This is a genomic window from Brevundimonas sp. (genome assembly GCF_027487935.1).
Lineage (GTDB): Bacteria > Pseudomonadota > Alphaproteobacteria > Caulobacterales > Caulobacteraceae > Brevundimonas.
The window spans coordinates 16,938-39,138 of sequence record NZ_JAIYCP010000009.1; the positions used below are offsets into that span (position 1 = coordinate 16,938).

The following is a 22,201-nucleotide window of genomic DNA, read 5'->3' on the forward strand; positions in this document are numbered from 1 at the left end:
GGGACGTTCGAGGGACAATCGTCGCGACATCCGGGACATGCAGGACATAACCTCTCCCACCCCCCGTCATCCTCGGGCGTGACCCGAGGATCAGACTGTCCGGTGCTCCGTGGCCGGGCGCACGGTCGGGATTGCGGGGCCGTCCCCGAGGCACAGTCCGCCTCTCGCCTCTGGTCCTCGGGTCAAGCCCGAGGATGACGGGGGTGGGGGAGGTGGCGAAGCGGCAACAATACCGGAAGTTGTTCATTCTTGACGCTTTCCGGTTGTTCTGCGTCACTCCCCACATGGACGACAAACGCCCGTTGATCGCGACATATATCGAGGCCAGCCGGCCGTTCGGCGTTGTCTACATCGGCATGACGAGCAACCTCTACCGTCGTGGCCGCGAGCACCGCGAAGGAGCGAGAAGCGGATTCAGCAAACGCTACGGCTGCAACATCCTGGTCTGGTACCAGACGTTCGAGCGCGTCACCTCTGCCATCCGCCGCGAGAAGGCGCTGAAGCGCTGGAACCGCCCGTGGAAAATGCAGCTGATCGAGGAGCGGAATCCGCAGTGGTGCGACCTGTATCCCTTCCTCATGAGTGAGCAGCCCGACCCGCGACTGCCGCCGGAGAATGACGGCGGCGTCGCGGCGTTTCTGGCGCGGCTGGAGGCCGAAGAGATGGGGGAAGATTAGCCACCTCCCTCTTCCCCCCCCCAGCCGTCATCCTCGGGCTTGACCCGAGGATCAGACCGTCCGGTGCGCGGTGGCGAGGCGAAGGGGCGAGGTCGTCGGGCCGTCCCGGGCGCACAGCCCGCCTCTCGCCTCTGGTCCTCGGGTCAAGCCCGAGGATGACGGCGTTAGATGGGGTGCGTCCGCTTCTGACGTAGCAGCATGCGACCATCTTCGCATGGAGCACCATCGCCTGCGCAAATACCGGGGGCCGGAGACCTGGGCCCGGGTCCGGGCCGCCTATGTCGCCGGGGAGTCCGCGCCGTCCGTGGCGCGGCGCTTTGACGTCGGCCTGTCCAATCTGAGACGCCGCGCCATGGCGGAAGGCTGGACGCGCAGTCGCATCGCCGAACGACTGGACTTCAAGCCCTTGCGCGGCGGGGCGGATGATCCGCCGCCCGCGCTCGCCGCGCTGTCGCCGGCCGGCGACACAGCCGAGCCCCCTTACATCAGTCCCAAGGTCGCGGTGTCACGCGCCCTGCGCCGCGCCGCCTGGCTGCTGAGCCAGGGACAGGCGGCGGAAGCCATGGCCCTGATCCGCACCGCCGAGGCGCTGGAGCGGTCAGGGGTGGCGGGGTGAGGGCGTGGACTTCTGGATGTCTGCTTTCGGCGATCAAGCCAGAGTCCGCTTCCGACCCATTGCGGACCTTGTCTAGGTCAGTAGCAACGGGCACCTTTGGCGCATGAGGGAAGACCGCATTGTCAGCGTCGAGATCGACGGAGAAGGTAGGCTCTGCGTCACTCCACAAAAAGAAGACTTCGCATCGATCTACCGGACTGCGATGGAAGTCGGCTGGGACCCGGTTCGGAGGTGCTTGGTTAGCCCCGTGCCGCGCGAATGGACCTATCCGATGTGGTTTCGGCAAATCCTGGCTGCCGCTGCCGACGAATATGGGGTTCGCCTTACACTCATGCCCGAGACCATCTGGCGCAATGTTTCCACGTCGGAGCGGTTGGAGATGTCCGCTATTGGCTGACGAGATGGCGTCCGCTCCCGACCCATAGCGGACATCTCGACTTCCCCGCTGATTGCTGGTTTCGTCTGAACCGTTGGGAGACAGCAATGCTCAAAACAGGCGGTATGCTGCCATTGGGTTTCGGCGCGTTCTCGATTTTCGCGGTGTTGGCTGGGCTTGCTCTGCTTGTTGGCGCGGACCATGCCTCGCCGGGCTGCACCGGCCCTAAAGTTCAACGATGTGACTACGTGGCGACCGCGACGGCTGCCGTTGCTCAGTCTGAACACCATCCATTCCAGTCAGACCTCGGTTTCGAAATCTTCGATCAGGGTTCGTCGGTCTTGGTCCAGCAGTTCACGCCGCCCGGCGAGCCCTCTTTGAACCACGCGCCCTCTGTCCTGATAGACAAGAATAGCTGCCGCGCGTGCAGCGTTGGCTGGCAGTTGCCCACGCGCGGAGACCCACGCGACCCCTATGTCGGCCCGCTCATCACCCGCGTCCCCGCTGAAGACACCGCTGCGGCAGCGGAACGAGCCCAGCGTTGGGAAGGCGGGCCGGGCGGCGTCGCGCTTCTTTAGCGACCATGTCCGCTAACCACCCGTGGGCGACAGTCAGCTTCCGACCCATTGCGGACCTTGCCGGGCGGCCTATGCTGAGGCGATGGGGGGACGGAGAGCATCTCAGGCGGGGTTCGCGGTCGTCGCGCTGGGGATCGGGGCTGCTTGTTTGCTGCTGTTGAACTCCACGACCGCAGAACCCCCAAGCCCCGCCTTGGCGGACGAGATCGACCGCTTGCTGGTCCGGGACTCGTGCATCAACTCAATCGAGGGTTGGTCGTCCCGCGAGTATGCTTGGGGTCGTAACTTCTGGACAGGAGCACCCGTCGTCGGGCGCGGCTGGCTTGGTTCAGACCGGTCAAAAGTTTCCGTGAGTTTTCGTCAGGGCCAAGGTGCAGGGAATTACCCGCCGGGACGGACTCTGATTCGAGCGGATCAGGTGGAAGTCCACTTTGACAGCAGTCCCAAAGGAATCCGTGCCAGCGCAGAATACGATGTCAGGGCGCGGCGACTGACTGACATTGACTGCGGCCCCACCTATCCGCCCGAAGAACCGCGAACGGGCGGCCCCCTGTAATGTCCGCTTCCCACCCGGAGCGGACTCTCTTAGCGTCTGCTTTCGTCCCTAGACCCCCGAGGCCGCCTCTCCCTCTCCGTCCGCATCCCGCCCCTCGACAATCCGGGCGACGGCGAGGTCGGCGGTGACATTGCCGATGGTGCGGAAGATGTCGGGCACCACCTCGACCGCCAGCAGCAAGGGCAGGACCTCAAGGGGCAGGCCCATGGCCAGGGCGATGGGGGCGATGGAGGCAAAGAAGGAGACCTGACCCGGCAGGCCGACGGTGCCGACACTGATGGCCAGGGCTGTGACCGCGCCGGCGATCAGCACGCCGGGCGTCAGGGGGATGCCGTAGAGGTGGGCGACATAGATGCAGACGGCCAGGTTGGCGACCGTCGAGGTGATGCGGAACACCGCCACCGCCAGCGGCAGGACCAGGCCTGCGGTCGCCGGCGAGACGCCCAGCCGGTCGATCGCCCGCTCGACCATGACCGGCAGACAGGCCAGGGAGGACTGGGTCGAGATGGCCACCACCTGGGCCGGGGCCACGGCGACGGCGAACCGGCCGAGGGACAGCCGTCCGAAGGCCAGGGCGACGACATAGGTCAGCAGGATCAGGCCGATCAGGCTGAGGCAGACCAGGGCGATATAGTGCCCCAGCACCCCCGCCGCCCCCAGCCCGGTATGCAGTCCGACCCCGAGGGACAGGGCAAAGACGCCGATCGGCGCAGCCCGCAGCACCCAGTGGACGATGACGATCATGGTCTCGGCCACGGCCTCGAAAAAGACTGTCAGGGGCTGGCGCAGCCGGTCGGGCAGGCGGGTGGTGGCAAAGCCGAAGATGATGGCGAAGACCACGACCCCGAGGATGGCTCCCTCGGCCGCGGCGGCGATGGGATTGGGCGGCACCAGGGCGGTCAGAAAGGCGCCCAGCCCGCCGCCGCCGACATTCTCCCGCACCACCTGGTCGCCCGAGGTTCCGGCCAGCAGCAGGCGCGCGCCCTCCGGGTCGATGGGCCACAGGGCATGCAGCCCCTCGGACGCGGCTATGCCGTATACTGTCGCCCCGACCAGCAGCAGGGCAAAGACCACCACCGTCTTCAGCGCCAGCCGCCCGGTCGCGGCCGCATCGGCGATGGAGGCGATGCCGGTCACCAGCAGGGCGAAGACCAGCGGGATGATGGTCATGCGCAGGGCGTTGAGCCACAGCTGGCCCAGCCCCTCGATCAGGGCGACCGTGCCGGTCCCGCCGGGAATGCCATAGGTCTGCGCGGCCGCGCCGGCGGCCAGGCCGAGGGCCAGGGCCAGCAGGACGCGGAGGCTGAGCGAGGAGAAGAGGGCGGCGGTGCGGGACTGGGTCATCCGGCGAAGCTAGGCCGGGTCGCGCGCCCGGTCGAGGCCCGCCGCGAGGCCTTGGGCCGCGATCGCCAGTGCGGCGGGCGAAAGATCCTCCAGCACCAGCCGGTCCAGCACCGGCCGGCCCCGGTCGGCACCGGTGCGGCGATAGGCCGGATCGTAATGGACCTCGATCAACTGCCGGGCCAGATCGCTGAGCGCGCCGCGCGCGGCCATGGCGCGCCAATCGGCGATCATCGCCTTCGCATGGTGTCGCGGCAGCCGGCTCAGGGCCAGATCCAGCGCGGCCGGATCGGCGGCGATGTCGGCATAGGTCGCGACCGTATGGGCGACCCGGGCCTCGACCGGGGCGACGATCTCGATGACCGGGGCGGCGGCCATGGCGGCCCACAGCGACGGCGGCACCAGGCGCGCGCCGATGCGGCTGCTTTCGGCCTCGACCACCACCGGGCGGGCGGGGTCGAGCCGCGACAGGGCGTCGTGCAGCCGGCTCTCGAACGCCTTCTGCGACGGCTGGCCGCCGGGCATGGCCCCGAACAGCGAGCCCCGGTGCGCGGCCAGGGCCTCAAGGTCGAGGGTCTGCATGCCGCGTTCGGCAAGCGCCTCCAGCAGCGCCGTCTTGCCCGAGCCGGTCGGCCCGTCCAGCAGGGTCAGCCGGTGCGGCACCGGTGCGTCATACAGCGCTGCGTTCACCTGCCGCCGCCAGGTCTGGTAGCCGCCGTCCAGCACCGTGACCGGCCAGCCGATCTGGTCCATCACCGTGACCATGGCGCCCGACCGCTGGCCGCCGCGCCAGCAATGGACCAGCGGTTTGAAGCCTCCGCCGCGATCGGCCAGCGCCCCTTCCAGATGGGCCGCGATATTGCGCGCCACCATGACCGCGCCGCTGCGCCGGGCGAGGAATTTGGAGCCCTGGACATATTCGGTCCCGACCGCCGCGCGCTGGGCGTCGTCGAGGACCGGAAGGTTGATGGCGCCGGGGATGTGGTCGAGCGCGAACTCGCCCGGGCTGCGCACATCGATGATGGCGTCGAAGCCGTCGCGGGCGGCGGGCGACAGGTCGGTGGTGTGGCGGATCATCCGGCGATGCGGACGCGCGGCGGGCCGTCGAGGATACGGCCGACGACGGCGGCCCGGGCAAGGCCCTCGCCGTGGGCCAGGGCCAGCACCGCCTCCGCCTGATCGGCCGCGACGGCGATCAGCAGGCCGCCCGAGGTCTGGGGATCGGTCAGCAGGTCGCGTCGCCAGTCGTCCAGTCCGGCCGGCAGGTCGACGCCCTCGCCGTAGCTGGCCCAGTTGCGGCCCGAGGCACCGGTGCGGACGCCGCCGGTCGCCAGGGCCTCGACCCCGTCCAGCAGGGGCGGGGCGGCGGTCAGCTCGACCGTCAGCCCGGCCCCGCGCGCCATCTCCAGCCCATGGCCCAGCAGGCCGAAGCCGGTGACGTCGGTGACGGCATGGACCCCTGCCCGCCCCGCCAGCCTGGCCCCGAGCGTGTTCAGCCGCGTGGTCGAGGCGATCAGGGCCGCATAGCCGTCCGGACCCAGTCGCTCCTGTTTGAAGGCTGCGCTCAGCACGCCGACGCCGAGCGCCTTGGTCAGGATCAGCACATCGCCGGCCTGGGCGCCGCGGTTGGTCAGCACCTGATCCGGATGCACCAGACCGAGGGCGACAAGGCCGTAGATCGGCTCGACGCTGTCGATCGAATGGCCGCCCGCGACCGGTATGCCCGCCGCCGCGCAGACCGAGGCCCCGCCCTGCAGGATGCGGCCGATGGTGTCGGTCGACAGCACAGTCACCGGCATGCCGACCAGGGCCAGGGCGAAGATCGGCGTCGCCCCCATGGCATAGACATCGGACAGGGCATTGGTCGCGGCGATGCGGCCGAAGTCGAACGGGTCGTCCACCACCGGCATGAAAAAGTCGGTCGTGGCCACCAGGGCCTGCTGATCGTTCAGCCGCCAGACTGCGGCGTCGTCACTGGTCTCGGTCCCGACCATCAGATCGGCGAAGGGCCCGGCCAGCGGCATCCCCTTCAGAATGTCCCGCAACACCGCCGGGGCCAGTTTGCAGCCGCAGCCGCCGCCATGGGCGAGGGAGGTCAGGCGCGGTTCGGTCACTTCTTGAAATCCCCCAGCATGACCACGCGAACGGCGAGGTCCGATCCGGCCCGAAGCACCGTCTTTGCGAACTTCCCGTCGGCGGTCACCAACCTCGTGTCCCTCCGGATCGCAAGGGCGAGATAGAGGCAGTCATAGATCGCGTGATCCAGTCGGGCGGCCAGGATCATGGCCTCGTCGAGCAATCCAAGGGCGTCCTCTGTCTCGACGGCGACGTCCGCGAACCGCGCCAGACCGGCACGCGCCTCGTCCAGGTCGATCTCGTCCCGATCAAACGCCTTCCACAGACCGTTGGCGACCTCGATCCGCCACCAATCAGGCGCGACGAGCGGGCTGAACAGGACCTCCTCGGCCAGAGCCGAGTCCGGCTCGACCAGCACCCATTTCAGGGCCACGGAGGCATCGACGACAAGCGGTGTCACCGCTCCTCGCGGCTCTCACGGATCAGGATCTCGGACGGCGTGAACACACGTCCCTTGAGACGCTCCCGCAACGGCTCGCCCGCCTTCAGCCACGCCTCGACCTGCGCCCGTCGATCGGCGGCGAGGGTCTGTTCCAGCAAGGCCCTGTGCTCAGCCTCAACACTGCGACCATGGGCGGCTGCCCGGGCCTTGAGGGCCTGAACCACGTCTTCGGATACATTGCGGACGAGGAGTTGCGCCATAGTGCCGATGATAGCGTCTGATAGCACACGGTTCAAGCAAGACGCCATCGCACGCATTGGCCGTTGCCAGCCCATCGGCGTCGGACCAATGTTGCAGACTCAAACCCGGGGGCGGAACGATGCGACTTCTTCTTGCGACGACGGCCATGCTGGCCCTGTTCACGGCCGGGGCGGCGCACGCCCAGACCGGCTCGACCGATGTCGAGCTGCGCCAGTCCATTGCGCGCGACTATGACGCCAACCTCGGAGCCCTGTTCGACGACTTTCACCGCAATCCCGAGCTCTCGGGTCTCGAAGTCCGCACCGCCGGCATCATGGCGGCCCGGCTGACGGCGCTGGGCTATGACGTCACCACCGGCGTCGGCGGCACGGGCGTGGTCGCCGTCCTGCGCAATGGGGACGGCCCCACGGTCATGATCCGCGCCGACATGGACGGCCTGCCGCTGGCCGAGGATTCCGGTCTGGCCAATGCCTCGACCGCGCGTCAGGTCGACAGCGACGGGATCGAAAAGCCGGTCATGCATGCCTGCGGCCATGATGTGCATATCACCGCCCTGATCGGCACAGCCCGGCAGATGATGGCGCGGCGGCAGGACTGGTCCGGCACCCTGGTGCTGATCGCCCAGCCGGCCGAGGAGCGTATCTTCGGGGCCCGGGCCATGGTGCAGGACGGCCTCTACACCCGCTTTCCCAAGCCCGACATCGCCCTGGCCTTCCACGTTTCGGCCGACCTCGCCAGCGGGCTGATCGACCTGCCGTTGGGGATTTCCTCGTCCAGCTCGGACAGCGTCGACATCGCGGTGCACGGCATCGGCACCCATGGAGCCTATCCGCATCTCGGGGTCGACCCCATCGTGGTCGCCTCGGCCATCGTCATGAACCTGCAGACCCTGCCCAGCCGCAGCATCAATCCGCTTGAGGGGGCCATTGTCACCGTCGGAGCCTTCCACGGCGGCATCAAGCACAACATCATCTCCGACCGCGTCGACCTGCAGCTGACGGTCCGCGCCGACAACCCCGAAACCCGGCTGGCCCTGCTGGACGGCATTGACCGGGTGGCCCGTGGCACCGCCCTGGCGCTGGGCGTGCCCGAAGACCGGCTGCCGACCGTCGTCCGGTCCCCGACCGAGACCACACCCGCCACTATCAATGATGCCGCCACGGCGGCCCGGGTCCGGACCGCCATCGGCGCGGCCATGGGCACCGAGCGGCTGGTCGACCAGCCGCGCACCGGCATGGGGGCCGAGGATTTCGCCTGGTTCGTCACCCCCGAAAGCGGTGTGAAGGGTGTCTATTTCAGCGTCGGCGGCACGCCCGCGGAAGACGTCGCCACGGCGCCCGGCCACCACTCCCCCCTGTTCCGCATCGACCCCAGGCCCTCGGTCACGACCGGCGTCGAGGCCATGGTGGTCGCGGCGCAGGCGCTGATGCCCAAGGGTTGAGGCGCGTCTGAATCCGCTGGACCGACGCCGCGTCAACCGCCTTAACTGCGTCATCCAAGGGGAGCCGCGCCATGATCACCGTCCACCACCTGAACGACTCCCGCTCGCAGCGGGTCCTGTGGCTGCTCGAGGAGATGGGCCTGCCCTATGAGGTGAAGCGGTATCAGCGCGACCCGAAGACCAATCTGGCCCCGTCCGCGCTGAAGGCCATCCATCCACTCGGCAAGTCGCCGGTCCTCGACGATGGCGCGGCGCGGATCGCCGAAACGGGGGCGATCATCGAATATCTGCTGGACACCTATCCGGCCGCCGGCCTGCGACCGGCGGCGGGCACGGCTGAGGCGCGGCGGCTGACCTACTGGCTGCACTATGCGGAGGGGTCGGCCATGACGCCCCTGCTGTTGAAGCTGATCTTCACCGTCCTGCCCAATCGCGTCCCCTTCCTGGCGCGTGGCGTGGCCAAGGGGATCAGCAAGGCGATGAACGCCAATATGATCGACCCGCAGGTTGCGGCCCACACCGGCTATTGGGAGGCCGAACTGGGCAAGTCCGAATGGTTCGCCGGCCATGCGTTCTCGGCCGCCGACATCATGATGAGCTTTCCGGTCGAGGCGGCGGGTGCGCGGATCGGCTACGGTGCCGACAAGCCGAAGCTGAAGGCCTTCCTGCAGAAGATCCATGCGCGACCGGCCTATCAGCGGGCGCTGGAGCGCGGCGGTCCCTACAGCTACGCCTGATCCGCCGCAGGGCGCCGATGCCACAGTCGGCCGCAACTGTGCGGCCGGGCGTGTTGGGTTCGCAACCCGCCCGCGCGCCGGACGTTATCGGTCCATGCCGCTGAAAACCGTCCAGATCATTGCCGCCCTCGTCGCCGCCGTCGCCTTTGTGCTTGCCTTCATCGCCGCCGGGATATTCCTCGTCTCCAGCCTGTTCATGGCCGTGGGTCTGGCGGCGGTCGGATGGCTGACCTGGAGCCTGATCCGACAGGTCCGGGCGAGACGGGGAGGCCGCCCCGCCTGACAGGCCGCACAGAACCTCCTTGCGTCATGCCTCTTGAACCTTGAGGCCTGAAGCCCTAGTCTCTTTGGCCAGTCGCAAGCGCCCAGCGACCTCGGCGTGTCTCCAAATCTTCAGTCGGGCGAAACAAGAAACTCACGACATATGGAAAAAGTGCCGATGACGGCCGAGGGCTACCGTGTCCTCGACGATCAGCTGAAGCAATTGAAGTCCGTGGAGCGGCCGAGCGTAATCTCGGCCATCTCGGAAGCGCGCGAGCATGGCGATCTTTCTGAAAACGCTGAGTATCACGCCGCGAAAGAGCGTCAGGGCTGGATCGAGGGCCAGATCGCCGAGATCGAGGACAAGATCAGCCGCGCCCAGGTCATCGACGTCTCCAAGCTGAACGGTAACCAGGTGAAATTCGGCGCCACGGTTACCGTTGTCGACGAGGACACCGAGGAGGAGGCCCGCTACCAGATCGTCGGCGAGCACGAGGCCGATGTGAAGGCGGGCAAGATCTCCGTCTCCTCCCCCATCGCCCGCGCCATGATCTCCAAGGCGGTCGGCGACGCGGTTGAGGTCAACACGCCCGGCGGCGTCAAGGCCTATGAGATCCTCAAGGTCGAGTGGAAATAGGGTCCGACCAGACCCCGCTTACGATCCAGGTCGTCTCTGACGGCCGGACCGGCATGGAAAATCAGGCGCTGGGTCTGGCGGAAGCCGTCCAGCGCCTTTTTTCGTCCCGCATCGTCGTCAAGCAAATCCGCTGGCGCAGGGCCTTCGACAAACTGCCGTCCGCGCTGAAGGCCCGGTGGATGCTGGACCCGTCGTCCGATGCCGTCGAACCCGCCGCCGGTGAGGCCTGGCCCGACCTGTGGATTGCCACCGGACGTGCCACCCTGCCGCTGTCGGCGCGGGTCCGGGAACGGTCGGGCGGCAAGACCTTCGTGGTCCAGACCCAGGACCCCCGCTGGAACATCGCCGCCTATGACCTGGTCGTCGCCCCGGCCCATGACGGCGTGACCGGCTCCAATGTCCTGTCGATCACCGGATCACCCCATCGGGTGACGGCGGAGCGGCTGGCCGAGGGCTCGGCCGCCTTCGCTGACCGGCTGGAGCCCCTGCCCCGGCCGCGCGTCGCGGTTCTGATCGGGGGCCGGTCAAGGGCGTTCGATCTCACCGAAACCCATGCCGCCGACCTCGCCGGGCGGATCGCGACCGCCGTGGAGGCCGCCGGCGGTTCGCTGATGCTGACCTTCTCGCGCCGCACGCCGGCGGCGGCGAAGGCGGCCCTGACTGCGCGGCTGAACCACCTGCCCGGCCTGATCTGGGATGGCGAAGGTCCGAACCCCTATTTCGCCTTCCTGAAGTTCGCCGACCACATCCTGGTCACCGAGGACAGCGCCAACATGGCCGCAGAGGCCGCCTCGACGGGCGCGCCGGTGCATATCCTGCCGATGATCCCGCTGAAGCCCGCGGACAAATTCGCCCGCCTGCACGCCGACCTGCGCGAACGCGGCTCGGCGCGGCCGTTCGATGGCTCGCTGAACGTCTGGAGCTATGCGCCGCTGGCCGAGACGGACCGGGCGGCGCGGGTGCTGCTGGAGCGCCTGGGCAGGGGTTAATCGCCGCCGCCGCCGCCGCCGCCATCTCCACCGCCGCCGTCAGACCCGCTGTCCGACCCTCCGTCCGGACCGTCATTCGAGCTCTTGTCGCGCCCGGCGCCGTCGTCAAAGACGTAGGGTGTCCCGCTGTCCGAACCGGAAGTGTCCTTTCGGTCCGTTGAGCCCTTGCGCCCGCGTTGTGCGTCAAAGCCTGCCCCAAGGGCCACCCCGATGGCGATGCCGCCGCCGATGCCCAGCGCGAGGTTGTCCAGCGCAATCCCCAGCGCCGCTCCGATCGCCGTGCCGAGGGCGATGCCCACGCCCATGTAGCTTGACTGCGCCATTCGATTCTCCCCAGCTTCCGTCGAGCCTAACATCGCGCGAAGGGGAATCACCGCCTAAATAGACGCCATGAGCACCCCCAGAACTGTCCGCGTCGCCATCATCGGTTCCGGCCCCGCCGGCTGGACCGCCGCCATCTATGCGGCGCGCGCGCTGCTGAGCCCCGTCATCATCGCCGGCCTGCAGCCCGGTGGCCAGCTGACCATCACCACCGATGTCGAGAACTATCCCGGCTTTGCCGACGTCATCCAGGGGCCCTGGCTGATGGAGCAGATGCGCGCCCAGGCCGCGCACGTCGGCACCGAGATCATCGAGGACATCGTGGTCAAGGCCGACCTGTCACAGCGGCCCTTCCGCCTGACGCTCGACTCGGGGACCGAGATGCTGGCCGAGACGGTGATCATCTCGACCGGGGCCCAGGCCAAATGGCTGGGGATCGAGAGCGAGGCCAAATACCAGGGCTTCGGCGTCTCGGCCTGCGCGACCTGCGACGGTTTCTTCTATCGCGGCAAGGAGGTGATCGTCGTCGGCGGTGGCAATACCGCAGTCGAGGAGGCGCTGTTCCTGACCAATTTCGCCTCGAAGGTCACCGTCGTCCACCGCCGTGACGCGTTCCGCGCCGAACGCATCCTGCAGGACCGGCTGTTCTCCAACCCCAAGGTCGAGGTGATCTGGAACAGCGCCATCGACGAGATCCTGGGCGAGACCAACAGCTTGGGCGGCGTCAATGTCACCGGTGCCCGGCTGAAGAACGTCCAGACGGGCGAGACCCGGAACATCAGCGCCGACGGCGTCTTCATCGCCATCGGCCACGCCCCGTCATCGGAACTGTTCACCGGCCAGCTGGAAACCAAACAGGGCGGCTATCTGGTGGTGAAGCCCGGGACCACGGCCACCGCCATCGAGGGCGTCTGGGCCGCCGGCGACGTGACCGACGACATCTACCGCCAGGCGGTCACCGCCGCGGGCATGGGTTGTATGGCCGCGCTGGAAGCCGTCCGCTTCCTCGCCGAGCAGGACCATGCCCGCAGCCTGGACCCGATCTCGCACAGGGAAACGGAAAAGATCGGCGTCTGACGATGCCGGCCTCCTGCCGGGCCTCCTGCCGGGCCTCTGCAAACCTTGCAGCACAGCCGGGGTGCCGGGTCACGCGTGGCTGACAGGTGGATCAGGAAACGGGTCGGCCCACTTCCTCGACATCCATAGGCGTGACGCCGGGCGGAGCCACGCGGGGCGTCGACGGGGGCGGCGGTGCCGCCGGGGCCTCGAAGGCCGCCAGCCGCTGATTGATCGCCGCGATCTCGGCGGCGGTGGCCTGGCGACGACCGCCCAGGGACGCAACCCCGACGACCCGGGTCCGGCCGTCGATCTCAACGGTCCGCATGATGCTCTCACCCCTGGCGGCGGCCTCATCGAGGACCAGTTCGGCCTCGCTCGCCGAGGCGATCTGGATGCGGGGACGCGAGAACCGGGCCTCGTCGATGAGGGGCTCGCGTCCGGCATAGGGCTGACGGAAGGCCGCCGGCTCGCCATAGACGCCCTTCCAGCGATAGAAGATGTGCGCCCCGATCTGGGTCAGCTTGTTCAGGGTCGGTGCCCACCACGGGTGCACATAGTCGGCATGATAATGGGTCGCCGTGCCGACCCGCGCCGAGACATGGCCGGCCAGGGCCCGCTCCGCCACAACCCGGGCACGGTTCCAGGCCCAGCTGACGGGTGGCCGGGCCAGGGCACCGTCGCAGGTGAAGCTGAACTGGCAGCCGGTGGTGCGTTCGGCGCCCTCAAACACCACGCCGCAAATGCTGTTGGCGTAGTTGGGGTCACGCACCCGGTTCAGGATAACCTGGGCGACCGCCTCCTGCCCTTCGGTCGGCTCGAGCGCCGCCTCATAGTAGATGCCTTGCGTCAGGCAGCGCAGGGCCCGGCGGCGATCCTCAGCGGTCGCGGGCTTGAAGACGAAGGGCGCGGCGACCCGCAAGAACCGGGCGGCGTCCGGCGTCGCCGCATTCAGCTTCATCGCGTCCAGACCCGTAACGCCGAGGTCCAGCGTCGGCCGACCCGCAAGGGTCAGGCTCTCCCAGCCCGGGGTCAGGCCGTAAAGCGCCGCGCGCTGCGTCTCGGGGTCATGGCGCAGGGCGATGGCCAGCTGCGAAGCATCCATTCGGGCCGTTATGGCGGCGAAACCGCGGGCTCCGAGGTGACCGCCGGTCAAACTGCGGACCGTCTCGGCGCGACGATCAATCTCCGGACGCGGCGTTGAACTGGCGGTCACGGCGACGCCGAAAGCAGCCAGAACCACGGGCATGGCGGCCAACAGGCGGCGCATCCCCATCAGCTTCGCGGTCCAGTCGATCCTGGCCAAACAATGGGCTCCCAAGCCGCGTCAGGTCCCGGCCATGACGCAGGATGCGCGTCAAGCCGGGCGTTTTTCAGGCGGAAAAGGCCGGGGCGGTCAAGTCCGGACGCCCTGCCCTCGCCTCAGCGTGTGCGGGCCTTGCGGGCGGCGTAGCGGGCGTCGCGGGCGGCCTTCTGTTCTTCCTTGGTCAGGGCCTTGCGCTCCTTGCGGGCGGCGCGCTTCTCCGCCTCGACCGCTTCCTGGGCCTCGGCCTCTGCGGCGAGACGTGCGGCTTCCCGCTCGGCCTTTTCCCGACGGGCTTCCGCCTTGGCGAGTTCATGCTGCTGACGCAGCGCCTCCTTCTCGGCCGCACGCTTGGCGGCCAGTTTGTCGAACTCGGGATCGGGGGCGGCGGCCTTGGGCTTGAACCGGGCGAGCAGGGCCTTCTTGGCCTCCTGCTGGGCGGTAAGGCGGTCCGTGAAGCCGGTCTGTTTCAGATCTCTCATGCGGAGGGCGTCGATGTCCTTGATCGTTTATGGGTGCGCTTGAACGCAGTCGGGCGGTTTGCAGCGCAGCCCGGCGCGTCGCTAACCCCATATGGGAGCGAAAATCAAGGTCGCGAGGCCTTCCCGGGGTCCGCGCCGCTCGATCGAAGGCAGACTGTGTCAGTTCGGCTTGGCGGGCCGGGCGACCGCGGCGCCCGCAACGCCGCCGACGGCCGCGCCGACAGGCCCCGCCACGACCGCACCGGCGACGGCACCGGTGGCGGCCCTCTGCTCGATGGTCTGGCCACAGGCGGCGGCACCGAGAGCGATGATCGTGACCGAAAGGGTGGTGACGGCGCGCTTCATGACGAAATCCTTCCAACAACGCGCCTTGAACGTTCCCCGACGCCGCCAGTTCCGGATCACAGCTTCATGTAAAACTCGCCTGTCAGGAGAGGACGATGACAACAGCCGGGACACCTTTCAATCCGCCGATATCAACCGGACTCCCTCGCCATGTCGTTCACATGAAAGCCAATACAGTAACCGGGCGATGCACTGGTGTATGATGCAGAACAATCAGACCCACTAACCTGTTGACTACAATGCAGATAAACCGCGATGTTGGCGGGCTTGGGATTCTTGCGAATCAACCACATTGGTGCCACAAACGGCTGGCTTAAGGCGCGTCCTCGACAGCTGGCCACTTTGCCGGTCGTCGAATTAACGCAGGCGGTTTGCGGGTCCGGTTTCCAGAGATTGGAGAGGATCGCCCGGTTGCGAGACTACCCGGGGGCGGCATTGCGCCCTGCCGAACAGGACCAGGCCCTTGTCCCTAGCCCCGCATACGCGTGTGACGACGTCTGCAGATCGTGCGGTCCGGATTCGGCCCGGAGCGGCGGCGGCGGCGTTCGGCGCGTTGATGGGGCTGGCGATCGGCTGTGCCTATCTCGGCGGCACAGCGGCCAAGGCAACCACCGTACGGGCCCAGGCCGAGCGGATTGAGGGGGCGACAGCCGCCGGCTTCACCGAGGAAGCGCTGGCGGCCGCGGCGGGTGGTCTCGACGAAAGCGCCCTGGCCATAGCGCGTCGGCATGATCCCTATACCGTCGCCGGGGGCGCCCAGCGCGACCGACAGGCCGAGCTCTTGACGGCCCGTCTGGAACAATTGCGGATCCGGCAAGCAGACTCCGGCCTGCGCCGGATTCGTCTGACCGGCCCGGTCGCGGCCATGCCGTTCCGTCTGAGCAGTACGCTCGACGCGTCGCGAGATCTCGATTGCCTGACCCAGGCCGCCTATTACGAAGCCCGTGGCGAAGGCCGGGACGGCATGCGGGCGGTGGCCCAGGTCGTACTGAACCGGGTGCGCCATTCCGCCTTCCCCAACAGTGTCTGCGGCGTGGTCTTCCAGGGTGCGGGGCGCCGGACCGGCTGCCAATTCAGTTTCACCTGTGACGGCTCGATGCGCGGACCGGTCAATCAGGCCGCGTGGAACCGGGCCCGCGCGGTGGCCTCGGCCGCCCTGTCCGGAGCCGTGTTCGCGGGCGTCGGCAACGCAACCCATTTCCACACCACAGCCGTCTCGCCGGCCTGGCGTCATTCGCTGGTGCCGGTCGGACAGGTCGGTGACCATATGTTCTATCGCTTCGGCGGCCGTTCCGGCTCGCGCGAGGCCTTCTCCTATGCCGCCCGGCGGTCGACCGTGACGGATGGCCCGCGCCTGATCCAGGCCAGCCTCGACCCGACCGGACCCGTCCTCGAAGCCGGCACGGTGGCCTACAACCTGCTGGTCGCCCAGGAGCGCGGTGCCGGGACGGAGCCCGCGGAGACGGCGTCCGCAGTGCCCGCAGCACCGGCAAACACCGCCGCCCCGGTCGTTGTCGAGGCCGCTGCACCGGCGGCTTGAGGCGAGCCGGGGTCGCAGCGTCCTGCGCTGCTGACCTGCAGCCGCCGTCCTGAAAACCCTGATCCTGACCCCTCGCGCCGCGCGTTCCGCCCGGCAGCCGCAGGTCAGCAGGGCATGGCGTCCAGTCCGACATCCAGCGCCTGAGCCGAATGGGTCAGGGCCCCGACCGAGATCACATCGACACCGGTTTCGGCGATACCGCGCACCGTCTCCAGATTGACCCCGCCCGAGGCCTCCAGCGTGATCCGCCCGGCCGTGCGGGCCACCGCCTCGCGCAGCATCGGCAGGGTGAAATTGTCCAGCATGATCACATCGGGCCCGGCGGCCAGGGCCTCGTCCAGCTGATCCAGACTGTCGACCTCGACCTCGACCTTCATCAGATGACCGACGGCGGCGCGCGCCCGGCGGACCGCCTCGCCCACCCCGCCGCAGACGGCGACATGGTTGTCCTTGATCAGGATGGCGTCATCCAGGCCGAAGCGGTGGTTGACCCCGCCGCCGCACAGCACCGCATGTTTCTCCAGCGCGCGCAGGCCGGGGGTGGTCTTGCGGGTGTCGGCGATCCGCGCCTTCGTGCCTGCGACCGCCGCGACATAGGCCTGCGTCAGGGTGGCAATCCCGCACAGCCGCCCCAGCAGGTTCAGCGCCGTCCGTTCGGCCGCCAGAAAGGCCCGCGCATCGGCCTCGACCTCGGCCAGAACCGCACCGGCCTCGAAGGCGTCGCCGTCACGCAGTTTCAGCTCCACGGACGCATCCGGGTCCATGGCCAGCACGGCCAGCCGCACGCAGTCGATGCCCGCCAGAACACCGGCCTTGCGCGCCGCGAACACGGCCCGCATCCGCGCGCCCTCCGGAATACAGGCCTGCGCCGTCACATCGCCCGCACGGCCGAGATCCTCGGCCAGCGCCCTGCGCACAACGGGTTCGATCAGGAGGTCAGGGAGCATGGGGTTCAGAACAGTTCCGCCAGAGTCAGGTGTACTTGATCCGAGAACAGCGGCGTCACCGCGCCGTCGGTCACGACCGTCTCATCGCCCCAGCTTCCGTCCGGGCGAGGGTCGCGGAAGACCCGGATCAGCCGGGTCTCCGGCTCGACGATCCAGAACTCCGGAATGCCGGCGCGGGCATACAGCGGCCGTTTGATGGTCAGGTCGTTGTCCCGCGTCGAGACCGAAACCTCGATCACCAGGACGGCGTCCGCTGCTTCATAGTATTTCCGGCCGTTCCGACGACGGGCGACGAGGACATCGGGTTCCGGCGCGCTGTAGTCTCCGATCCTGAGCGTCACCGCAGCGGACACACGAACAGCATCGTGCAGCGTCGGGATGCGGTTGAGGGTGTTCGTCAAGGCGACGGCCAGGTCAACCGATGTGTCGCCATGCTCGCCGCCGATCGGAGACCTCTCGACGATCCTTCCCTCCAGCAGTTCGATGCGCGGCCCGAGGTCGTTGAGAATCCCCAACTCGAACATGCGTTCGAACCGGTCGAAATCGAACCGGAAGTCCGTTGGACCTTCCTGCATGCCCGTGCGGGTCGTGGTCATCGCCTTGCTCCGGCCGGCACTATGCCGCCCTGTCCACGTCGGCAAAAGACTTTGCATCCTGTGATTGCGACCTCAACCTCGTGTGCTCCGCCACAGGGGTCGCCTCCGGATAGTCCGAGCGGAAATGTCCGCCCCGGCTCTCGCGGCGCGCCAACGCCGCCTTGGTGATCAGCCGCGCCGCGGCCAGCGGCAGCGCGCCCGGGGCACCGGCCTCAAGGCGCGTCATGACAGCCAGCGCGTCGGACAGGCCCGCCGCATCGCGCATCACGCCCACACACCGGCTCATGGCTTCGCGCAAGGTCTGCAAGGCTTCGGGCGCAAGGTCCGGCGCGACCGCGGGCGCCAGGGTGGCACCGCTGCCCAAGGTCTCCGCCGCCGCCGCCCGGCCCGTGCGTCGACCGAAGGCGGCCGCTTCCAGCAGGGAGTTGGAGGCCAGCCGGTTGGCACCGTGCACCCCGGTCGCGGCGCATTCGCCGACCGCGAACAGGCCCGGCAGGCTGGTGCGCCCGTCCGGCCCGGCGGCGATCCCGCCCATGTGATAGTGGGCCGCCGCGGCGACCGGGATCGGGGTCTCGCGCGGGTCCAGCCCGGCCCGCATACAGGCGGCGAACACGGCCGGAAATTCTTCGGGGAAGGCGGCGCCGATCGCCGCGCGGCAATCCAGGAAGGCCCCCCGCCCTTCGGCGCCCGCGAGATGCACGGCCCGCGCCACCACATCCCGCGGCTGCAGATCGGCATCCGCCGCCTCGCCGAGCAGGAACCGGCCGTCCCGGTCGATCAGCCGGGCCCCCTCGCCGCGCAGGGCCTCGGTCGCCAGGGGCATGGGGTCCAGGCCGACATCGATGGCGGTCGGGTGAAACTGCACGAACTCCGGGTCGAGAATCTCCGCGCCCGCGCCATAGGCCAGCGCCATACCCTCGCCCAGCAGGGCGGCGGGGGTGGTGGTCCGGGCAAACAGGCCGCCCGCTCCGCCGGTGGCCAGCACGACGGCGGAGGCCAGCACCTCGACCATCCGCCGCGAACCCGGCGCACCGCGCTCGATCAGGGCACCGCGCACCCGACCGCCCGCGTCCTGGATCAGGCCGCGCAGCCGCGCGTCTTCCCAGATCTCGATATGCGGCGCGGCGCGTACCGCTGCGATCAGGGCCGAGAGGATGGCCCGCCCTGCCCCGTCGCCGCCGACCCGGGCAACCCGGGCGTGGGAATGGGCCGCTTCCAGACTGACGGCAAAGCCGCCGGCGGCGTCACGATCAAACGGCGCGCCCAGCGACGCCAGCCATTCGACGGTCGCGCGGCCGTCGCCGGTCAGGACCCCGGTCGCCTCGGCCTCGACCAGCCCGGCGCCCGCCGCCGTCGTATCCGCCGCATGCAGGGCGGGCGCGTCGTCCGCCGCCAGCGCCGCCGCCACCCCGCCCTGGGCCCAGGCCGAGGCACAGGCCTCCAGCAGCGGTGCCGGCGTCACCACCAGCACCTGGCGCGGCGCGGCCTCGAGCGCCGCCGAAAGTCCCGCCAGCCCGCCGCCGATGATCAGCGGCCCGTCATGACGGAGGGTGCGGCTCACCCGCCGAAACCGAGAAAGCCGCCGGCCATGGTCACGGCCCCCGCCAGCGAACCGCCGGCCAGCGGCATCAGCGCCGCCACGCCCACGCCGACACAGGCGATGGCCGCGGCGAGGAACAGGCCGACGCTCTGGCCCGCCTCGCGACCGGTCAGGGGACGCCCCTCAGGCCGCCAGGCTCCGCGACGCAGGTGACCGATCAGGGCGATGGCAAGGAAGGCGGCGAGGATGAACCGCCCGGTGGTGATGCCCCAGAACACCACCAGGGCACCGATCAGCACCATGGCACCGCGTTCGACATTCGGGTGGATTCGCGCCAGCACGGGGCCGAGCGCCTTTGAGCCGTCCAGTGGCGGCGCCGGGGCCAGATTGACCAGATTGATAAGGGCAATGACCGCCGCTCCCAGCAGCCACATGCCCTCGCCGGTCGCGATGAAGCCGGCGAAGAAGGGGATGGCGGCCAGCAGGCCGAAGCCCGGTCCGGCCAGGGACACCAGCACGCCGTCCCACTCGCTTTTCGGCAGGCGCTGGCTCCTGGCCACGCCGCCGAGGAAGGGAATGATGTAGATCCGCGCCGGCCCCATGCCGAGCCGGTTCATCGCCAGCACATGGCCGTATTCGTGCACCAGCAGACCCCAGATGGCGGCGACAGCGATCACCCAGCTCTGGCTCACCCACCAGATGAAACCACCCAGCAGCAGGGTCGAGATCACGGCCCAGACCGGATGCTGACCCTTGTCCAGCGGCGGCTCGGCGGCGGGGGGCGGACTCCGGTCGGCCACGGACGCCGACCGCGCGGGGTCGGTCGGTTCCGGCCGGGGATCCCATGGACCGGGAGGACGGGGTGTCTGGCTGTCTGTCATCCTGACGACGTGGCCTTTTCCGAGCGCAGCCACAAGGCCAGGAGGGCGAGAAGCCGCAGGCTGCGTTTGTCGATCGTCGCCACGACGCGGACCGGAGGAACATAGTGCATCAGATCAGCTCCACCGCCACGTGATGCCGCGCCTTGACCATGTCGTAGCGCGCCGGAACCGTCGGCGGCGGCAGGTCCACCATCCGCTGCACGGCCAGTCGCGCGCGTTCGGCGATGTCCTCGGGCACCGTCACCTCGAACTGCATGTTCAACAAGCAGTCGCGGATGTTCAGCAGGGTGATCCGCTGCATATGGGGGCACAGGTTGCACGGGCCGATGAACTGCACCCCGGGCACATCGCCGGCGACATTGGCGGCCATCGAGCATTCGGTGATCAGCACCACCTGCTTCGGCCTGCGCGCGGTCACATGGTCGATCATGGCTGCGGTCGAGCCGGCGAAGTCGGCGGCCGCCAGCACATCTTCGGGGCATTCGGGATGGGCGAGGATTTCCGCACCTGGATACGCCGCCCGCATCTCGGCGATGTCGGCGCCGGTGAACCGCTCATGCACCTCACAGCGGCCCTTCCAGGCGATGATGCCGACCGTGGTCTGGGCCGCGACGTTTCGGGCCAGGAACTCGTCGGGGATCAGTATGACGCGGTCGACGCCCCATGCCTTCGCTGCCAACTCCACCACCTGGACGGCGTTGGCGCTGGTGCAGCAGATGTCGGTCTCGGCCTTCACATCGGCCGTGGTGTTCACATAGGTCACCACCGGCAGGCCCGGATAGCGCTGCTTGATCAGCCGCACATCCGCCCCGGTGATCGAGGCCGCCAGGGAACAGCCGGCCTTCAGGTCCGGGATCAGCACCGTCTTGTCCGGGCTCAGGATCTTCGAGGTCTCGGCCATGAAATGCACGCCGGCCTGGACGATCACCCCGGCCTTTGACCGCGCGGCTTCCTTCGCCAGGCCCAGGCTGTCGCCGACATAGTCGCCGACGCCGTGGAAGATCTCCGGCGTCATATAGTTGTGGGCCAGGATGACGGCGTCGCGCGTCTTCTTCAGCGCATTGATCTCGCTGATCAGGGCGGCCTGCGCCGGCCATTCCATGGGGGTCACATGATCCTTGACCTTGGCCCAGACCGGCGCGGTTTCCCGCGCCAGGGCCTCAGTCATTCCGAACGCACCGTCAGCCATTTCGCATCCCTTATGCTCTATTTGAGCAAATCAGAGGCCCGAAGAAAGGCGACCGGTCTGCCTGACCGCCGCCGACTTATGCTCACTTTCAGCATAAGCAGGGACAATCTAGGCGGATGCCGGGGAAATGCAAGCCCCCGGGGCCCGGAGCCGTCGTTAGCGCGTGACCATGGCCAGGGCGGGCGGGTAGAAGACCTGACCGTCCGTGGCGACCCCGTCCGGTGCTTCCAGGTCGAGGCTTTCCAGCACTTGAAGGATCCGGGAGACCCCGCTTGGCGCCCCTGCCGCGAGGGCCGGATGATCAAACCGGCAACCGGTCAGCTTGAGCCGCTCAATCACGCAGCTGATCTGACGTTCGGCCACCGGCGCGGTCGGAGCGGACGGCGGTGGCGGCGGGGTGTCCGGCCGGCCGGCTCTCGCTCCGCGTCCACGCGGGGGTTCACGCCGGGATATCTCGATCCTGACCTCGCTACCGGCCCTGACCCGTTGGTCCCGGTCGTCCGTCAGGCCCCAGCCGCAGGCGCTCAGCACGCGATCGAGGTTGGCCGACTGCGTCGGCAGGTCGAAATTGGTGCGCAGCGCCCGCGGGGCCCCATCGACCGTGCGAACGGAATAGATGCCGCCGCCGCGCAGGAAGCGGATGTCTCGCGCAGGCACGGTGCTCATCAGAATGCCCGATGCCGGTCCGGGCACCCAGGTCTGGAGATCGGTGCGGCCGTCGGCGCGCCGGGCCTGCACCTCAAGGCCACCGACCCCGGCGGGCATGCCGATCAGGGCGAGCGACAAGGCGCGGTCCCGGCACTGGACGACAATGGCCACGCCCGCGTCATAGCGGACGGCGGCGACCGTCTGGTTCAGGCTGGCCTCGTGCTGGAACTCCCAGTCATCCTCGTCCTGCGCAAGCGCCGCGGTCGGCCCTGCACAAAGGCCCGCGCACAGCGTTGCAAGCAGCAATGGTCTCATGGTTTCACTCCCCCGTATCCCGGTGCCAAATGAAGCCAGCAGACCGCCGT

The 22,201-nt window shown here is 68.7% G+C and carries 26 protein-coding genes; 11 read left to right on the forward strand and 15 right to left on the reverse strand.

Going from position 1 to position 22,201, the window contains the following annotated elements; translation table 11 throughout:
- Positions 1–284: 284 nt before the first annotated feature.
- From Q0053_RS03410 to Q0053_RS03420, 4 genes are all read left to right on the forward strand, one after another.
- The gene (locus Q0053_RS03410) at positions 285–677 is read left to right on the forward strand and encodes a GIY-YIG nuclease family protein (RefSeq protein WP_367276673.1); all 393 of its coding nucleotides are present in this window, start codon (positions 285–287) and stop codon (positions 675–677) included.
- A gap of 214 nt (positions 678–891) precedes the next feature.
- Complete coding sequence (locus tag Q0053_RS03415) at positions 892–1,293, forward strand: hypothetical protein (RefSeq protein ID WP_298096036.1); 402 nt, start codon at positions 892–894, stop codon at positions 1,291–1,293.
- Between the two features lie 103 nt (positions 1,294–1,396).
- Entirely contained in the window at positions 1,397–1,690 is a 294-nt protein-coding gene (locus Q0053_RS13280) for a hypothetical protein (RefSeq protein WP_367276674.1), read from the forward strand.
- Between the two features lie 86 nt (positions 1,691–1,776).
- A complete protein-coding gene (locus tag Q0053_RS03420; RefSeq protein ID WP_298096039.1) occupies positions 1,777–2,247 on the forward strand; it encodes a hypothetical protein in 471 nt (156 codons plus the stop codon).
- A gap of 604 nt (positions 2,248–2,851) precedes the next feature.
- Here Q0053_RS03420 and Q0053_RS03425 read toward each other — a convergent pair.
- Genes Q0053_RS03425 through Q0053_RS03445 form a run of 5 tightly spaced genes read right to left on the reverse strand, consistent with a single transcriptional unit; the run spans position 2,852 to position 6,922 of the window.
- Positions 2,852–4,147, reverse strand: a complete 1,296-nt coding sequence (locus Q0053_RS03425) for a cation:dicarboxylase symporter family transporter (protein ID WP_298096041.1) — start codon at positions 4,145–4,147, stop codon at positions 2,852–2,854.
- A 9-nt stretch (positions 4,148–4,156) separates the two neighbouring features.
- Positions 4,157–5,221: a tRNA 2-selenouridine(34) synthase MnmH gene (mnmH, locus tag Q0053_RS03430; RefSeq protein WP_298096043.1), complete on the reverse strand. Its 1,065-nt coding sequence runs from the start codon at positions 5,219–5,221 to the stop codon at positions 4,157–4,159.
- Positions 5,218–6,258, reverse strand: coding sequence for a selenide, water dikinase SelD (selD, locus tag Q0053_RS03435; protein WP_298096046.1), 1,041 nt, complete (start codon positions 6,256–6,258; stop codon positions 5,218–5,220). The genes mnmH and selD overlap by 4 nt, the downstream gene beginning before the upstream one ends.
- Positions 6,255–6,680 (reverse strand): type II toxin-antitoxin system VapC family toxin, encoded by a 426-nt coding sequence (locus Q0053_RS03440; protein WP_298096049.1) that lies wholly within the window; start codon positions 6,678–6,680, stop codon positions 6,255–6,257. Before Q0053_RS03440 ends, selD begins: the two co-directional genes overlap by 4 nt.
- Positions 6,677–6,922 (reverse strand): hypothetical protein, encoded by a 246-nt coding sequence (locus Q0053_RS03445; RefSeq protein ID WP_298096051.1) that lies wholly within the window; start codon positions 6,920–6,922, stop codon positions 6,677–6,679. Before Q0053_RS03445 ends, Q0053_RS03440 begins: the two co-directional genes overlap by 4 nt.
- A gap of 119 nt (positions 6,923–7,041) precedes the next feature.
- Between Q0053_RS03445 and Q0053_RS03450 the strand changes: the two genes are divergently transcribed.
- From Q0053_RS03450 to Q0053_RS03470, 5 genes are all read left to right on the forward strand, one after another.
- On the forward strand, positions 7,042–8,364 hold the full coding sequence (locus tag Q0053_RS03450) for an amidohydrolase (RefSeq protein WP_298096055.1): 1,323 nt from the start codon (positions 7,042–7,044) through the stop codon (positions 8,362–8,364).
- Positions 8,365–8,435: 71 nt separating this feature from the next.
- Positions 8,436–9,101 carry a glutathione S-transferase gene (locus Q0053_RS03455; protein ID WP_298096058.1) on the forward strand — a complete coding sequence of 222 codons (666 nt, stop codon included), beginning with the start codon at positions 8,436–8,438 and terminating at the stop codon, positions 9,099–9,101.
- A 94-nt stretch (positions 9,102–9,195) separates the two neighbouring features.
- Positions 9,196–9,384 (forward strand): hypothetical protein, encoded by a 189-nt coding sequence (locus Q0053_RS03460; protein ID WP_298096061.1) that lies wholly within the window; start codon positions 9,196–9,198, stop codon positions 9,382–9,384.
- A gap of 141 nt (positions 9,385–9,525) precedes the next feature.
- Entirely contained in the window at positions 9,526–9,999 is a 474-nt protein-coding gene (gene greA / locus Q0053_RS03465) for a transcription elongation factor GreA (RefSeq protein WP_298096064.1), read from the forward strand.
- Positions 9,990–10,988, forward strand: a complete 999-nt coding sequence (locus Q0053_RS03470; protein ID WP_298096067.1) for a mitochondrial fission ELM1 family protein — start codon at positions 9,990–9,992, stop codon at positions 10,986–10,988. The genes greA and Q0053_RS03470 overlap by 10 nt, the downstream gene beginning before the upstream one ends.
- Here Q0053_RS03470 and Q0053_RS03475 read toward each other — a convergent pair.
- The gene (locus Q0053_RS03475; RefSeq protein WP_298096070.1) at positions 10,985–11,311 is read right to left on the reverse strand and encodes a hypothetical protein; all 327 of its coding nucleotides are present in this window, start codon (positions 11,309–11,311) and stop codon (positions 10,985–10,987) included. The two genes, Q0053_RS03470 and Q0053_RS03475, sit on opposite strands and share 4 nt — an antisense overlap.
- A 67-nt stretch (positions 11,312–11,378) precedes the next feature.
- On the opposite strand from Q0053_RS03475, the gene trxB reads away from it, so the two are divergent.
- A complete protein-coding gene (trxB, locus tag Q0053_RS03480; protein WP_298096073.1) occupies positions 11,379–12,386 on the forward strand; it encodes a thioredoxin-disulfide reductase in 1,008 nt (335 codons plus the stop codon).
- A 91-nt stretch (positions 12,387–12,477) separates the two neighbouring features.
- Here the strand turns inward: trxB and Q0053_RS03485 are convergent, their stop codons facing one another.
- The 3 genes from Q0053_RS03485 to Q0053_RS03495 all read right to left on the reverse strand — a co-directional run bounded on the left by Q0053_RS03485 (position 12,478) and on the right by Q0053_RS03495 (position 14,495).
- Positions 12,478–13,671, reverse strand: a complete 1,194-nt coding sequence (locus tag Q0053_RS03485) for a cell wall hydrolase (protein WP_298096076.1) — start codon at positions 13,669–13,671, stop codon at positions 12,478–12,480.
- A 116-nt stretch (positions 13,672–13,787) separates the two neighbouring features.
- Positions 13,788–14,150, reverse strand: coding sequence for a DUF6481 family protein (locus tag Q0053_RS03490; RefSeq protein ID WP_298096078.1), 363 nt, complete (start codon positions 14,148–14,150; stop codon positions 13,788–13,790).
- A 159-nt stretch (positions 14,151–14,309) separates the two neighbouring features.
- Complete coding sequence (locus Q0053_RS03495; RefSeq protein WP_298096082.1) at positions 14,310–14,495, reverse strand: hypothetical protein; 186 nt, start codon at positions 14,493–14,495, stop codon at positions 14,310–14,312.
- A 463-nt stretch (positions 14,496–14,958) separates the two neighbouring features.
- Here Q0053_RS03495 and Q0053_RS03500 point away from each other — a divergent pair, with 463 nt between their 5' ends.
- Positions 14,959–16,035, forward strand: a complete 1,077-nt coding sequence (locus Q0053_RS03500) for a cell wall hydrolase (protein WP_298096085.1) — start codon at positions 14,959–14,961, stop codon at positions 16,033–16,035.
- 104 nt (positions 16,036–16,139) lie between these two features.
- Here the strand turns inward: Q0053_RS03500 and nadC are convergent, their stop codons facing one another.
- From nadC to Q0053_RS03530, 6 genes are all read right to left on the reverse strand, one after another.
- The gene (nadC, locus tag Q0053_RS03505; RefSeq protein WP_298096088.1) at positions 16,140–16,982 is read right to left on the reverse strand and encodes a carboxylating nicotinate-nucleotide diphosphorylase; all 843 of its coding nucleotides are present in this window, start codon (positions 16,980–16,982) and stop codon (positions 16,140–16,142) included.
- Between the two features lie 5 nt (positions 16,983–16,987).
- Positions 16,988–17,578, reverse strand: a complete 591-nt coding sequence (locus Q0053_RS03510) for a Uma2 family endonuclease (RefSeq protein WP_298096090.1) — start codon at positions 17,576–17,578, stop codon at positions 16,988–16,990.
- A gap of 19 nt (positions 17,579–17,597) precedes the next feature.
- A complete protein-coding gene (locus Q0053_RS03515) occupies positions 17,598–19,139 on the reverse strand; it encodes an L-aspartate oxidase (protein WP_298096092.1) in 1,542 nt (513 codons plus the stop codon).
- A complete protein-coding gene (locus Q0053_RS03520) occupies positions 19,136–19,918 on the reverse strand; it encodes a site-2 protease family protein (RefSeq protein ID WP_298096095.1) in 783 nt (260 codons plus the stop codon). Before Q0053_RS03520 ends, Q0053_RS03515 begins: the two co-directional genes overlap by 4 nt.
- A 190-nt stretch (positions 19,919–20,108) precedes the next feature.
- Positions 20,109–21,188: a quinolinate synthase NadA gene (gene nadA, locus Q0053_RS03525; RefSeq protein ID WP_298096097.1), complete on the reverse strand. Its 1,080-nt coding sequence runs from the start codon at positions 21,186–21,188 to the stop codon at positions 20,109–20,111.
- Between the two features lie 156 nt (positions 21,189–21,344).
- The gene (locus tag Q0053_RS03530; RefSeq protein ID WP_298096100.1) at positions 21,345–22,151 is read right to left on the reverse strand and encodes a hypothetical protein; all 807 of its coding nucleotides are present in this window, start codon (positions 22,149–22,151) and stop codon (positions 21,345–21,347) included.
- Between the last annotated feature and the right edge of the window lie 50 nt (positions 22,152–22,201).

Bases quoted from the DNA above. Each gene is read 5' to 3' on its own strand.
- Q0053_RS03495 (WP_298096082.1), bottom strand. From the start codon at position 14,495: ATGAAGCGCGCCGTCACCACCCTTTCGGTCACGATCATCGCTCTCGGT.
- nadA (WP_298096097.1), bottom strand. From the start codon at position 21,188: ATGGCTGACGGTGCGTTCGGAATGACTGAGGCCCTGGCGCGGGAAACC.
- Q0053_RS03415 (WP_298096036.1), top strand. From the start codon at position 892: ATGGAGCACCATCGCCTGCGCAAATACCGGGGGCCGGAGACCTGGGCC.
- Q0053_RS03410 (WP_367276673.1), top strand. From the start codon at position 285: ATGGACGACAAACGCCCGTTGATCGCGACATATATCGAGGCCAGCCGG.
- Q0053_RS03445 (WP_298096051.1), bottom strand. From the start codon at position 6,922: ATGGCGCAACTCCTCGTCCGCAATGTATCCGAAGACGTGGTTCAGGCC.
- Q0053_RS13280 (WP_367276674.1), top strand. From the start codon at position 1,397: ATGAGGGAAGACCGCATTGTCAGCGTCGAGATCGACGGAGAAGGTAGG.
- greA (WP_298096064.1), top strand. From the start codon at position 9,526: ATGGAAAAAGTGCCGATGACGGCCGAGGGCTACCGTGTCCTCGACGAT.
- Q0053_RS03450 (WP_298096055.1), top strand. From the start codon at position 7,042: ATGCGACTTCTTCTTGCGACGACGGCCATGCTGGCCCTGTTCACGGCC.
- Q0053_RS03460 (WP_298096061.1), top strand. From the start codon at position 9,196: ATGCCGCTGAAAACCGTCCAGATCATTGCCGCCCTCGTCGCCGCCGTC.
- Q0053_RS03475 (WP_298096070.1), bottom strand. From the start codon at position 11,311: ATGGCGCAGTCAAGCTACATGGGCGTGGGCATCGCCCTCGGCACGGCG.
- Q0053_RS03510 (WP_298096090.1), bottom strand. From the start codon at position 17,578: ATGACCACGACCCGCACGGGCATGCAGGAAGGTCCAACGGACTTCCGG.
- nadC (WP_298096088.1), bottom strand. From the start codon at position 16,982: ATGCTCCCTGACCTCCTGATCGAACCCGTTGTGCGCAGGGCGCTGGCC.
- Q0053_RS03420 (WP_298096039.1), top strand. From the start codon at position 1,777: ATGCTCAAAACAGGCGGTATGCTGCCATTGGGTTTCGGCGCGTTCTCG.
- Q0053_RS03455 (WP_298096058.1), top strand. From the start codon at position 8,436: ATGATCACCGTCCACCACCTGAACGACTCCCGCTCGCAGCGGGTCCTG.
- Q0053_RS03425 (WP_298096041.1), bottom strand. From the start codon at position 4,147: ATGACCCAGTCCCGCACCGCCGCCCTCTTCTCCTCGCTCAGCCTCCGC.
- Q0053_RS03530 (WP_298096100.1), bottom strand. From the start codon at position 22,151: ATGAGACCATTGCTGCTTGCAACGCTGTGCGCGGGCCTTTGTGCAGGG.
- Q0053_RS03490 (WP_298096078.1), bottom strand. From the start codon at position 14,150: ATGAGAGATCTGAAACAGACCGGCTTCACGGACCGCCTTACCGCCCAG.
- mnmH (WP_298096043.1), bottom strand. From the start codon at position 5,221: ATGATCCGCCACACCACCGACCTGTCGCCCGCCGCCCGCGACGGCTTC.
- trxB (WP_298096073.1), top strand. From the start codon at position 11,379: ATGAGCACCCCCAGAACTGTCCGCGTCGCCATCATCGGTTCCGGCCCC.